At 50.6% G+C, this 11,315-nt stretch carries 17 protein-coding genes and 1 pseudogene; 14 read left to right on the top strand and 4 right to left on the bottom strand.

The features are described from left to right. The 6 genes from CPT76_RS33240 to CPT76_RS33215 form a co-directional block, all read left to right on the top strand. On the top strand, nt 1-367 hold a 367-nt coding region (locus tag CPT76_RS33240), incomplete at its 5' end, for a tautomerase family protein (RefSeq protein WP_105445940.1). A gap of 484 nt (nt 368-851) precedes the next feature. Further along, nucleotides 852-1,622 (top strand): nucleotidyltransferase domain-containing protein, encoded by a 771-nt coding sequence (locus CPT76_RS33230; RefSeq protein WP_105445938.1) that lies wholly within the window; start codon nt 852-854, stop codon nt 1,620-1,622. 37 nt (nt 1,623-1,659) lie between these two features. Beyond that, nucleotides 1,660-2,112 (top strand): GNAT family N-acetyltransferase, encoded by a 453-nt coding sequence (locus tag CPT76_RS33225; protein WP_105445937.1) that lies wholly within the window; start codon nt 1,660-1,662, stop codon nt 2,110-2,112. After that, on the top strand, nt 2,004-2,231 hold the full coding sequence (locus CPT76_RS42365; protein ID WP_374954756.1) for a GNAT family N-acetyltransferase: 228 nt from the start codon (nt 2,004-2,006) through the stop codon (nt 2,229-2,231). The genes CPT76_RS33225 and CPT76_RS42365 overlap by 109 nt, the downstream gene beginning before the upstream one ends. 42 nt (nt 2,232-2,273) lie before the next feature. Then, nucleotides 2,274-2,414, top strand: a complete 141-nt coding sequence (locus CPT76_RS38135; protein WP_181153216.1) for a hypothetical protein — start codon at nt 2,274-2,276, stop codon at nt 2,412-2,414. A gap of 86 nt (nt 2,415-2,500) precedes the next feature. Beyond that, nucleotides 2,501-3,046 carry a GrpB family protein gene (locus CPT76_RS33215; protein ID WP_105445935.1) on the top strand — a complete coding sequence of 182 codons (546 nt, stop codon included), beginning with the start codon at nt 2,501-2,503 and terminating at the stop codon, nt 3,044-3,046. Between the two features lie 53 nt (nt 3,047-3,099). On the opposite strand, the gene CPT76_RS33210 is transcribed toward CPT76_RS33215, so the two are convergent. The 3 genes from CPT76_RS33210 to CPT76_RS33200 form a co-directional block, all read right to left on the bottom strand. Further along, nucleotides 3,100-4,116, bottom strand: coding sequence for a substrate-binding domain-containing protein (locus CPT76_RS33210; RefSeq protein ID WP_105445934.1), 1,017 nt, complete (start codon nt 4,114-4,116; stop codon nt 3,100-3,102). A gap of 178 nt (nt 4,117-4,294) precedes the next feature. Continuing rightward, nucleotides 4,295-5,476, bottom strand: coding sequence for a glycoside hydrolase family 130 protein (locus CPT76_RS33205; RefSeq protein WP_105445933.1), 1,182 nt, complete (start codon nt 5,474-5,476; stop codon nt 4,295-4,297). Beyond that, nucleotides 5,473-6,678, bottom strand: coding sequence for an AGE family epimerase/isomerase (locus tag CPT76_RS33200; protein ID WP_105445932.1), 1,206 nt, complete (start codon nt 6,676-6,678; stop codon nt 5,473-5,475). The genes CPT76_RS33205 and CPT76_RS33200 overlap by 4 nt, the downstream gene beginning before the upstream one ends. Before the next feature lie 350 nt (nt 6,679-7,028). On the opposite strand from CPT76_RS33200, the gene CPT76_RS33195 reads away from it, so the two are divergent. The 7 genes and pseudogenes from CPT76_RS33195 (at nt 7,029) to CPT76_RS33170 (ending at nt 10,681) form a co-directional block, all read left to right on the top strand. Continuing rightward, nucleotides 7,029-7,238 (top strand): KGG domain-containing protein, encoded by a 210-nt coding sequence (locus CPT76_RS33195; RefSeq protein ID WP_076173330.1) that lies wholly within the window; start codon nt 7,029-7,031, stop codon nt 7,236-7,238. 216 nt (nt 7,239-7,454) lie between these two features. Beyond that, nucleotides 7,455-7,892 (top strand): GNAT family N-acetyltransferase, encoded by a 438-nt coding sequence (locus tag CPT76_RS33190; protein WP_105445931.1) that lies wholly within the window; start codon nt 7,455-7,457, stop codon nt 7,890-7,892. Nucleotides 7,893-7,925: 33 nt separating this feature from the next. After that, nucleotides 7,926-8,471 carry a GNAT family N-acetyltransferase gene (locus tag CPT76_RS33185; RefSeq protein WP_105445930.1) on the top strand — a complete coding sequence of 182 codons (546 nt, stop codon included), beginning with the start codon at nt 7,926-7,928 and terminating at the stop codon, nt 8,469-8,471. Between the two features lie 47 nt (nt 8,472-8,518). Continuing rightward, a pseudogene (locus CPT76_RS40970) lies at nt 8,519-9,061 on the top strand (O-acetyl-ADP-ribose deacetylase); the annotation flags it as partial. Next, complete coding sequence (locus CPT76_RS40965) at nt 9,035-9,430, top strand: nuclear transport factor 2 family protein (protein WP_258169066.1); 396 nt, start codon at nt 9,035-9,037, stop codon at nt 9,428-9,430. The pseudogene CPT76_RS40970 and the gene CPT76_RS40965, both read left to right, overlap by 27 nt. 48 nt (nt 9,431-9,478) lie before the next feature. Next, nucleotides 9,479-10,081, top strand: a complete 603-nt coding sequence (locus tag CPT76_RS33175) for a dienelactone hydrolase family protein (RefSeq protein ID WP_105445928.1) — start codon at nt 9,479-9,481, stop codon at nt 10,079-10,081. Between the two features lie 135 nt (nt 10,082-10,216). Next, nucleotides 10,217-10,681: a VOC family protein gene (locus tag CPT76_RS33170; protein WP_105445927.1), complete on the top strand. Its 465-nt coding sequence runs from the start codon at nt 10,217-10,219 to the stop codon at nt 10,679-10,681. 38 nt (nt 10,682-10,719) lie between these two features. Here CPT76_RS33170 and CPT76_RS33165 read toward each other — a convergent pair whose 3' ends face one another. Continuing rightward, on the bottom strand, nt 10,720-10,989 hold the full coding sequence (locus CPT76_RS33165; RefSeq protein ID WP_105445926.1) for an excalibur calcium-binding domain-containing protein: 270 nt from the start codon (nt 10,987-10,989) through the stop codon (nt 10,720-10,722). 108 nt (nt 10,990-11,097) lie between these two features. On the opposite strand from CPT76_RS33165, the gene CPT76_RS33160 reads away from it, so the two are divergent. Further along, the coding region (locus CPT76_RS33160) for an NUDIX hydrolase (RefSeq protein ID WP_146116518.1) at nt 11,098-11,315 on the top strand (218 nt) is incomplete at its 3' end.

Raw genomic sequence — 11,315 nt, 5'->3', positions numbered from 1 at the left:
CGGTCTACGTTCCACGCTGAAACCGATCCAGAGCGCTTTTTCGGATGTGCTTCACGTCTGTGCCGTGGAGGCGCTGCAGCTGCCTCAGGATAAAAGGTTTCACCGGTTCTTTTTCATGGATCAAGAAGACTTCATTTACCCCGGTGACCGCACCGACAAATATACGATTATTGAAATCAGCATGTTCGAAGGACGATCGGCTGCCGCGAAAAAGCAGCTGATCCAACTTCTTTTTGAAAAAATTTCCGCCTTGGGGATCGGTGTTTCGGACCTGGAAATCACGATTTTTGAAACACCGAAAGCGAATTGGGGAATTCGCGGACTTCCGGGGGACGAGCTGCATCTCAATTATCGGGTGGACGTGTAGAGCAAGGGGAGCGGCAATGGACAGGGGAATTGAGGCGGACTTTATCAAGCGGTTTTGCCGGAAAGAAGTTCGAGAGAGACTGATCTTTGAGCTCAGTTCGGAAAAGAAACGAAAGCATGCTTTAAGCCGATTTTCACATCGGTATGAAGACCTCTTCATTCTTCGACGGATGATAGAAATTCCCAAGCCCAATTCGGATGTTCAGCGTATTTACGAATTAATGCTGAAACATAAGGCTGCCAACGTGTCTTACTGCATCTCATGGAATGTTGAAATTGACGGGAAAAAGCTGCCCCTGCTTGAAGCGCTCCAGAGTGCTGTTGGATTTGGGCAGCCGTCCATCCTTATTTGCGGGGAAGGGCTATCCTATTTTGAAGCTGAGCAGGAAGCAGGACCTCCGCGCAGGTTTCTTTTAGAGGGCGATTGAAACTTATGATTAAAAATGCAGAGTGTTCCTTTCATACGTGACGGAAGGAGGCAAACAGTGAAAGAGAGCATAAAGCAGAGTCTAGTGGAAATTGAACAAAAGCATCAGGTTAAGATTCTTTTCGCTGTGGAATCAGGAAGCCGTGCATGGGGTTTTCCTTCCAAAGACAGCGACTACGATGTTCGTTTTGTCTATGTGAACAGACCCGAATGGTACCTGTCGATCGATGATAAAAGGGACGTTATCGAACTGCCGATCAACGATATGCTGGATATCAACGGGTGGGACATCCGAAAAGCGCTGAAGCTGTTTAGAAAGTCCAATCCTCCGTTATTAGAATGGCTTGTTTCTGACATCGTTTATGATGAAAACTATGGATTTAGAGACGAGTTGTTAGGCATCAAAGAGAAGGTGTTTTCTCCCAAAGCCTCCATGCACCATTATCTAAGTATGGCTCAAGGGAATTTCCGGGAGTATTTGCGCGGTGAGCATGTGAAGATTAAAAAATACTTCTATGTACTGCGGCCCATTCTGGCATGCAAATGGATCGAAAAGTATAACACGAGTCCTCCGATTCTCTTTCAGGATCTCGTTGCGGATTTAATTTCAGATGAGTCCCTTTTAGAAGAAGTTCATTCGCTCTTAAGCCGCAAGATGGCCGGGGAGGAACTGGATTATGAAAAGCGGATCGATCGCATCAATGACTTTATCGAAGCCGAAATTGAGCACGTTATCGATTTTTTGAAGGACTTTAAGTCAGAACTCCAAGATCCGACACCGCTGCTGGATGAGCTGTTTCGAAAATATTTGAAGGTCGTTTGGAGCTAATACCTAATAGAAGCGCTTAGAATGGGGAGGCCCATGGATGATGGATGTAGGAAAACTATTTTCAAGTCCTCCAACATTTGAAACGGCGAGACTTCGGATTCGAAGACTGGAACTCTCTGATGCCGCAGATTACTTTGAGCTCGCAAGCGATCCGGATGTGTCGGCTGAAACCGTGTGGGACCGGCATCATTCCATAGAGGAGACCGTCGATTACCTAATCAGAGTCAATCAAAGGTTTGATATGAAGCAGGCGATCCATTGGGGAATTGTCGAGAAAGCCAGTGGTAAACTGATAGGCAGAACTGGCCTCATCCATGTTGATCCGGTGCATGAAAAGCCGAGATTGGTTATGCGTTGGCCAGAGCTTATTGGAGTCTGGGGATTGTCACGGAAGCGACGAGGGAAATCATGCGGTACGCTTTCGTCCAAGCAGGATTCCATCGGCTGGAAGCCAGATGCAACGCCAGCAATCCGGGGTCTTTCCGGGTGATGGAGAAGCTCGGGATGAGCTTCGAGGGAGTGCTGCGGGAACAGCTGAAGATTAAGGGGCAGTTTGTGGATCAACGGCTGTACTCCATTTTACGGCAGGATACAGAATGGAGTGTCTAAGAACTACTGGGACAGCACTTATAACGATTGGGGGACGATCACATGCTATTTCTGTTTGTCATCCTGCTAATCGCTCTGGTTGCCATCATCAATAACCAATATGCAAGCCTGAAGAAGATGGTTGCGCTGCAGCAAACCCTGCGGGAGATCAGCGAAAAATTAAGCGACCGCAGCAGGGAGTAACGCCGGCGAGCATCCGATCCCAATGAAGACAGAGAGGCGTCCTGCGTGGATTCCTCTCTTTTGTGTCGCCAGGAAAGGAGCCAGATATGGAAAACCAGTGGAGAATTGCGCCGTATGATCCGGCGTGGAGACATCTCTTTTCTGAATTGGGGATGAAACTAAGAGGAGCCTTGGGGGAGGCGGCCGTGCGCATCGACCATGTGGGATCGACCTCTATTCCCGGGATGGATGCGAAACCGATCATTGATGTTCAGGTGTCGGTAGCGGCATTGCAGGATGTCGCGCGTTACCGGGACAAGATGGAGTCTGTCGGTTTTGTGCACAGGGAGGATAATCCCGACCTGACGAAAAAGTACTTTCGTGAAGTTCCCGGCACCCGCAGAACGCATATCCATGTGCGGCAGGCAGGGAGCTGGTCCGAGCAGCTGACCCTATTATTCCGGGACTACCTGCGCGAGCATCCCCAAGACTGCCGGCGTTATGCGGCCGAGAAGCATCGCCTGATGCAGCGGTTTCAGCACGAACGCGAGAAATATGTGGAGGGGAAAGGGCCTGTTGTATGGGAGATTCTGCAGAGAGCGCATGATTGGTCGCAAGCGACCGGCTGGACGCCGCCGAAATCGGATGCATAGCGAAGCGGAAGATCAGCATGCCGCAGCATCGTAAGGTGGGATCACGGTCTGACTCAATCTGTAGAGCCTGCTTTCTTCACGGAGTTTCTGTAAATGATTTTGCCTTGAACAAGAACGCGGCCGAAGCGCATTTCCGGCGAGCTGATTTTCTTCAGCAGGGAATGGACGGCGCTCTGGGCCATTTGCGGCGTATCGACCTCTACCGTCGTCAGGTGCGGTTCAGTCAGGGTAGCGAACACATCATTATCAAACCCGACCACAGAGCAGTCCTCGGGTACACGGTAACCCTGCGATTTGAGCTTGAGGACGAGCAAATGGGCAACCCGGTCGCAGTTGCAGACGAAGGCGGTAGGCATATCCTCCGGCAGTTCCATATCGATCAGCGTTCCTTCCTCATCCCGGTCATTGACGATCCAGCGGTCGTTCAACGGGATTCGGTGTTCGAGCAAAGATTTATAGTAGCCCAGGTACCGGTCCTGGATGCTGCTGGTCGAATACAGATTGCCGACGTAGCCGATCTTCCGGTGACCCTGCTGGACCAGATAGTTCGTGATTTCATAGGCACAGTAGAAATTGTCGGTCGTCACCGAGTCGATGTTGGAATGCTCGTCATAAAAGTCGAGAAACAGCTTCGGCTGTTCCATATGCTCCAGCGCTTCGATATAAGGCTTGCTGATCTGGCCAAGGAGGATGAATCCGTCCACTTTGCGGTCATAGTAGATGCGCGGCAGGTGGAGCAGTTTCTCGTCTTCGGCGGACAAAATATGCAGAATGCCGTCGTAGCCGTATGGCTCAAGGGCCATCGAAATCTGCTGGTACACTTTCAGGTAAAAAGACTGCGTCTGTCCGGTAAAACGCTCGGGAATGACGACGCCGATGTTATAGGTTAAGCCTTCTTTCATCGATTTGGCGACTTTGTTGATGCGGTAGCCCATTTCGTCCGCGAGCTGCTTGATCCGCTCCTTTAATTCGTCGCTGACGCCTTCCTTGTCATTCAAAGCCTTTGAGACGGTGACGCTGCTGACGCCCATTCGCTCGGCGATGTCCCGCAAGGTGATATGCTTGTTCATTCCACCATCTCCTTACAACAATTGGTTATTCGAAAAAGGTCCGTTACATTGAACGCCGGCTGCCTTGCGGCAGCCGGACGCTCCATACATCATATAGTACAAGTATAGCTTGCTTTGGCAAGCGAATAAAGAAAGATGTATCTAAATGAGGCCGGGGTTATACCGTGTTGGTTAAAACTTAAGCGCGCTCGCCCAGCAGCTGTTCGTTCTGTGCGATCAGCTTGGCGCGCTGGGCCGCATTATCCAGCGAACGGAACTCATCCGCCGGCGTGTTGAACGTGTAGTCGACCAGCCGGTCTACCGTCGTCGTGGCCACGTGGATGCGGGTATCGCTTGAAGCATAATAAATAAAGACCTCATTCTTCTCGTTGACGACGGCTCCGTTGCAGAAAATCACGTTCGAGACGTCCCCGACGCGTTCGTCATCGTACGGTGCGATGAAGTGGCCGCCTGGCTTAGCAATAACCTTGGCAGGATCGTCTAAGCTGGTCGCAAAGGTATACAGCACATAGCGGAGACCCGCCGCCGTGTTGCGGACGCCGTGGGCGATATGGATCCAGCCGCGGTCGGTTTTGATGGGAGCGGGCCCTTGGCCGTTCTTCACTTCGTACACCGTATGATACCGGCGCTCGTCGATCACCGTCTCCTGGTCAATGACCGGATTCAGGATGTTATCGCATAACCCGAAAGCAATGCCGCCGCCCGAACCGGTGGAGATGAAGCCGTCCTGTGGACGTGTGTAGAACGCATACTTGCCGTCCACGAATTCCGGATGAAGGACCACATTCCGCTGCTGCGGTGAACCGGTCTGAATGTTCGGCAGACGCTCCCAGGTTTTGAGGTCCCGGGTGCGGACAAGTCCCGCCTGCGCTACAGCGCTCGACGTATCGTAAGCCGGTGCATCCGGGTCCTTCTGCTCGGAGCAGTAGATCCCGTAAATCCAGCCGTCCTCATGCTTGACGAGGCGCATGTCGTACATATTCGTTTCGTTCGGGTCGATATCGTCCCAGACCAGCGGTTGATCCACGAAGCGGAAGTTATCGATTCCAGTCTCGCTCTCAGCCAGGGTGAATATCGATTTGCGGTCCAGGCCCTCGGTCCGTACGACCAGAATATATTTACCATCGTGATAAATAGCTCCCGGGTTCAGCGTGGCGTTAATGCCCAGCCGTTCCATAAAGAACGGATTGCGCTCGGCATCCAGGTCAAATCTCCAATGGATCGGCACGTGGTGGCGAGTGATCACAGGGTACTTGTATCGGTCATAGACTCCGTTGTAAAACTCCGTATTCCGCTCATTGGGCCGGGACAACAGTTCCTCCTGGCGGGAAGCCAGCTCGGCATATTTTTCATGGATCATGCTTCATTCATCCTTTCAATCATTTCGATACAAAATCGGCTGTTATGATAAGGGCACTTCCAAGGTCCGGCTATTTCGCGGCGGTCCGGCTGCCCGTCCGCCTGAACCGACCAATACCATTCGCCGCCGCCTCTAGGGTCAATGATATGGGTCTTCGTATACTTCCACATCCGGTCGATCAGATCCAGAAAACGGGTATCGCCCGTCCGCTGATAGGCGTTGTAGAAGCCGACCATGGACTCGGCCTGCACCCACCAAATGCGGGTATCGTCGATGCGGTCGCCGTGCTGCTCGTTCATCAGGGAGCCGTCTTCCGAGACTGCGGTATCGGCGATCTGATAAGCGATGTCTACCACCATCTTCGCGTAATCGGCATGGTCGGAACCGATGGCTTTCATCGCATCGTCAATGAGCCAGCTGGCCTCAATGTCATGGCCAAACGAGGTCAGGTCCAGCAGGGAGTTCCAGCTGCGGTCAAAAAACACATTCAGGCGCTTTTTCTCTGGATCGTAAATCCGGTTGTAGAGCATGGACAGCAAATTCTCCAGTGCGGAGCGGACCCGGGGATCCGGCCATACGCGATACAGCGTCGTATACGCCTCAAGCACATGATACAGCGTCGTATACGCCTCAAGCACATGAATGGTGGTGTTCATTGTGATGTCCGCGTTCAGCCCATTTTCGCTGAGCATTTCGTTCGGCTGCTCATGCCACTCGCGGTCAAACTCTTCCTTATAAGCCTGAATGCCGGTATCGTAGCCCTTCTCTTCAATCAGCCCGAAAAGCTCGCGTGCCAGCTCAAGCGCCTCCGCATCGCTGGTGGCCCGGCTGTATTCGCTAAGCGAGTAGACGGCGAAAGACTGGGCATACACATGCTTGCGCGTGTCCAGCGGCTGTCCCTCATGATCGACCATCCAGTACATGCCGCCGTGCTCCCGGTCAATGAGCCGGTCCCTCAAAAACGAATAGGCATGCTTTGCATGGGATGCCCACACTTCTTCGCCCGTTACCCGGTAGGCTGCGGAAAAAGACCATAGCTGGCGAGCGGTGGCGATCCCTCCCTTGGGAGCCAGAGTGTCCGTTTGCAGGTTTACGCTCACTTCGCCGTAATATCCCCCATGCCGGTCATCCCGCAATCCCGCCCAAAAGGGGAGGATATGCTCGGTCCATTCCCTGCGGATTTCCTGTTCAATGGATTTCAACGCCCAACACACTTCCTTTTATTAAGTTATCGTTAACTTTACAAATTAATATTAATAATCCGGTAACGATATTGTCAATGAGAAAAGAGGAATAACGAAGTTATACAAGAAACCGCAGCAGATAGAGTGGGGATGCTCTCTTTTTTTGAATATAAGGTGATACAGAAAAGGGTGCCTGATATTTCGTTAAATAACTTAAACGTTTAGGTAATGTAAGACGGATTAAGTCGCACGGGAAAAGGTAAAAATTTCATGACGGCAAACGGGAAGAGAACCTGTTTAAAATTTTTTCATGCGGTTAAATACATGTCGTGAAAGAAATTCCCAAAAATTCAGAGGAGTGATTGATCATGGCAAATAACCAAAATGGCAAAATGAGTCCGGAAGAACGAGGCCGTATGGGTGGAGAAGCCACGGCGAAAAATCATGACAAAGAATTTTATCAGGAAATCGGCCGCAAAGGCGGAGAGGCTACAGCCGAGTCGCATGACAAGGACTTTTACCGTAAAATCGGTGAAAAAGGCGGCGAAGCCCGTGCGCGTCAGCGTGACAACGATTAATACGATGACCCCCTAAATTGGAATATGACATTAGGGTACGCGGCGCTTAAAGTCGGCTTTTCGAAAGAAAACTGGACCCGGCGATCCGTAGAACCCAAGCCTAAGAATAAAGCCCGAGAAATCTCGGGCCTTATTCTTTTTGTTTTGCAAAAAACGATTGAACTTTGGAATCAGACTTGATACTATTGCCCTTAAATACATAAAGGGTGGATATATATGGAAAATATTGACGGAGATTTGGTGATCAGCACCGACAAGTCGAAACTGGACGTGGAAAAGGTTTGCGATTTTCTGTCGCGGAGCTATTGGGCGAATAAACGGCCCAGGGAAAGAATCCTGAAGTCGATCGAAAACTCGATTTGCTACGGGGCTTACATCGGAGACAGGCTGGTCGGTTTTGCGCGGGTCGTGACCGACGGGGCCACGATGTATTGGTTGTGCGACGTGTTTGTGGATGAGGAATACAGGGGGCACGGCATCGGGAAAAAGCTGGTCGGCACGATTACCAATGCCGATGAGTTCAAAGATTTGAACGGCCTGCTTGGTACCAAAGATGCGCACGGGTTATACGAACAATACCATTTTACAAGAATGGAAATGATGCGGCGCATGGCGGGTTACATCAGAAATATGGATAAGGGCGGCTCCGTATAAAACGGTCCGTATCGATCAGAGAGGGTGAGGGGAATGGGGGAAAACGTCTATCAAGACCTCCCCGTGCTGGAAACCGTTAGAACCGTGCTTCGTAAAATATCGATCCGGGACGACTATGATATATTTGCGTATTGTTCGGATGAAGAGGTGGCCAAATACACGACGTGGTACGCGCATGCATCGCTTGAAGATTCCCGGGGATATATTGAAAGAATTCTCCAGAGGTACAGCCAGCAGCAGGTGGCCCCATGGGGAATTCAGGACAAAGCATCGGGAAAGCTCGTTGGAACTTGCGGGTTTGTAGGCTGGGATGTCCATCATGCGAAGGCCGAGCTGGGGTATGCCATATCAAGGGACTTTTGGGGTCAGGGTTACATGACCGAAGTCGTGAAGCGCATCATTGATCTGGGGTTGAACCAGATGGATCTGGTGCGGATCGAAGCCCGCTGCCACCCGGACAACGTGGGCTCCGCGCGCGTCATGGAAAAGTCGGGCATGCAGTTTGAAGGCCTGTTAAGAAAAAGCATTTTTACGAAAGGTGTCCATCAGGATTTAAAGATGTATGCCCTAGTTAAATAGAATAGAGAACCATCGCTAGAAGATTCAGGCGGAAAGGAGAACGAAGCGTGGAACGAAGCTATCAATCTACCGTGATCGAATTAACCCAAGGAGACATTACTCGCGCTGAAGTGGATGGCATCGTGAATGCCGCGAATTCGAGCCTGCTGGGCGGAGGCGGCGTCGACGGGGCCATTCATCGTGCCGGCGGGAGCGAAATTCTTGAGGAATGCAAGAAAATCCGGGCTAGACAGGGAGGCTGCCCCGTAGGCGAAGCCGTGATCACGACGGCTGGCCGGCTGCCGGCCAAATATGTGATTCATACTGTGGGGCCCGTGTGGAACGGCGGACAGCATGAGGAAGAGGCCAAGCTGCACAGCTGCTATATCCAATCGCTTGCGCTGGCTGATCAGTACGAGCTGGAAAGCGTAGCTTTTCCAAACATTAGCACGGGAATCTATGGTTTTCCCAAGACGTTGGCGGCGCCGACCGCTATCCGTGCGGTGAAAGAGTTTCTATCGGCTCATCCGCAGACCTCTATCAAGAAGGTGCAGTTCGTTTGCTTTGACAAGGAAAATGAAGAGATTTACCGGAAACTGTTAGAACAGGATGCCGAACTGCTCATTCGCCATTATATCGAAGCTTATAACACATTTGACATCGAGGGGATGTTAAGTGTGCTTCATCCGGATGTCATTTTCAGAAATATCGTCGGTAACGAGGTTTCGGTGGAAACGAATGGACTGCAGTCATTTCGGGCTTTGGCGGAAAAGGCGACAGCCCTGTTTTCGACCCGGCATCAAACTATCTTGGAGCTTCGGGAGATAAACGGCCGGATTGAGGCGGACATTGATTACACAGGTGTGCTGGCGTCGGATCTTCCTGACGGTGTAAAGACTGGAGATACCATTCGGTTACAAGGAAGGTCGATCTTTATGATCAGGGATGGAAAGCTGTCTCTTATTGAGGACTACAGCTAATCATAAAAGCAGAGCTCTAACGATTTACTATAGAAAGAGATGGCAAACATGAATTTTCAAACATCCAGAAAGGCACTGGTCATCATACTCCATGAAATCTATGGGCTTAACGAGCATATTCTTGCTTTTGGCGATAAGGTCTCCCAGGCGGGTTACAAGGTGCTGACCCCGAACCTGCTGAAACGGGAGCCTTTTCCGTATGAACAAGAGGAAGAAGCCTACTCCTATTTCGTGAGCCAGATCGGCTTTGACCGGGCCGTTGATGAAGTGAGGCAAATTGTACGAGATCACCGGGATCAATACGACTGCATCATGATCGTCGGCTTCAGCATTGGAGCAACCATTGCCTGGCTGTGCAGTGCATCCGAAATCGACGGGATCGTCGGATTTTACGGATCAAGAATTCACAATTACGCCGAAATGAAGCCGAAGTGCCCGGCTTTATTGTTTTTTGCAAGGAACGAAAAATCCTTTAACGTATCAGAGCTCGTTGTAAAATTGGAGCATCGTCAGAACACGCACGTCCACGTCATCGAAGGGGAGCATGGTTTCATGAACCCTTACTCCAAAAGCTACCTTCCCCAAGCCTATCAGGCATGTCTGGAGAGGAGCTTTGACTTTTTGCAGTGGATAGCGAAGGGGGAAATGTAGTCGAGGCTTTGGCAGATGACAGCGATCCGAGTGTGGGTCGGGACCACAGATTGCTATCTAATATTTTTGCTTTACATGCGAACATACATTCTTGTAAAATGTATTTGGGTATAAATTCCAAATGGAGGTTCGGATATGGAATCTGGGCGAATTCTAGGGATTGCTTATAATGTTATTCCGGTGAAAGATGTGGAGAAATCGGCGGAATGGTTTGTGAAGCATTTCGGATTTAACATTCGCAATAAGCGCGACGGTTATCTGAGTTTGTTCAGAGAGAACCGGCCGATTCTTGATCTGATCCAAAGTGAGCACGATTCGAGAGCGGTGTTCGAAGTGAACGGTAGAAAGCGCTGGGTCATCACCTTTTTTTCGGACGATATCGTGTCGCTGCACAGGCGGTTACAGGCCGGGGACGTCAAGGTCGGCAGCCTAAGCGACGAAGGGAAGTACGGGAAGTTTTTCGTACTCGAGGATTTGGACGGCAACCTGTTTGACGTATGGGAGCATCGGGAAATTGCGAGCTGGTTTACTAGAGCCGGTCATGCGGCCATCTTAGAATGGGTCAAAACGAAAATAAGCACGACCCCATACATAGGTTAAGGGATCATGCTGCTAGAATACTGGTCATAATCTGTTCGTTATCTTTCACACGCGATGAAATCTTTGTCCCGGTCTTTGCTTTTGTTGGCGTCATAGAGCTCCTTAGAAACATAAGGCTTATATTTGGTCTTGCCGCCTTTGTTTTTGACAGAAGCCGAGCGGGCGACGCCCCCCTTGTAATCTTTGTTTAATTCAGCACAGTTCTGGTACTTTTTCACTTGACCTGCCGCTTGCGCATGACTGATGGTGCCCAGACTGATCCCGGTACATAGAATCACACTTAGAGAAAGTAAAATGCTTTTTTTCATTCTCCAAATCGCCCCTGTTCGTCTATTATGGTTCATAGGCCCATCGCTATCATAGCATGCGGTATCGGGAATTTGGAGGGGAAAATTGAACATTAACGGAGAGATGGAATGAACTCAGAAGAAAACATCATTGTCGCCAGCGTTTCCGTTCTGCGGAACGGAGAGGTGTTCATGATCCAGGAGAAGAAGGCCTCCGCGTATGGTCTGTGGAACTTTCCTTCAGGGCGGCGGGAGGCGGGGGAAGATTTGGCCGAAACCGCTGTTCGGGAAGTTAAGGAGGAGACTGGACTGGACGTACGGCTGAAGGTTGTTACTGGTGTGTACCC

It is taken from the genome of Paenibacillus sp. AR247 (genome assembly GCF_002968895.1).
GTDB classification, from domain to species: domain Bacteria; phylum Bacillota; class Bacilli; order Paenibacillales; family Paenibacillaceae; genus Paenibacillus_AQ; species Paenibacillus_AQ favisporus.
The sequence above is the reverse complement of the archived record's forward strand: the minus strand, read 5'-3'. Positions and strand labels throughout refer to the sequence as shown.

What these genes read in the sequence shown, in the direction of transcription:
- CPT76_RS33225 (WP_105445937.1), top strand. Translation starts at nt 1,660, where the DNA reads ATGATGGATGTAGGAAAACTATTTTCAAGTCCTCCAACATTTGAAACG.
- CPT76_RS38135 (WP_181153216.1), top strand. Translation starts at nt 2,274, where the DNA reads ATGCTATTTCTGTTTGTCATCCTGCTAATCGCTCTGGTTGCCATCATC.
- CPT76_RS33215 (WP_105445935.1), top strand. Translation starts at nt 2,501, where the DNA reads ATGGAAAACCAGTGGAGAATTGCGCCGTATGATCCGGCGTGGAGACAT.
- CPT76_RS33210 (WP_105445934.1), bottom strand. Translation starts at nt 4,116, where the DNA reads ATGAACAAGCATATCACCTTGCGGGACATCGCCGAGCGAATGGGCGTC.
- CPT76_RS33205 (WP_105445933.1), bottom strand. Translation starts at nt 5,476, where the DNA reads ATGATCCATGAAAAATATGCCGAGCTGGCTTCCCGCCAGGAGGAACTG.
- CPT76_RS33195 (WP_076173330.1), top strand. Translation starts at nt 7,029, where the DNA reads ATGGCAAATAACCAAAATGGCAAAATGAGTCCGGAAGAACGAGGCCGT.
- CPT76_RS33190 (WP_105445931.1), top strand. Translation starts at nt 7,455, where the DNA reads ATGGAAAATATTGACGGAGATTTGGTGATCAGCACCGACAAGTCGAAA.
- CPT76_RS33185 (WP_105445930.1), top strand. Translation starts at nt 7,926, where the DNA reads ATGGGGGAAAACGTCTATCAAGACCTCCCCGTGCTGGAAACCGTTAGA.
- CPT76_RS33175 (WP_105445928.1), top strand. Translation starts at nt 9,479, where the DNA reads ATGAATTTTCAAACATCCAGAAAGGCACTGGTCATCATACTCCATGAA.
- CPT76_RS33170 (WP_105445927.1), top strand. Translation starts at nt 10,217, where the DNA reads ATGGAATCTGGGCGAATTCTAGGGATTGCTTATAATGTTATTCCGGTG.
- CPT76_RS33165 (WP_105445926.1), bottom strand. Translation starts at nt 10,989, where the DNA reads ATGAAAAAAAGCATTTTACTTTCTCTAAGTGTGATTCTATGTACCGGG.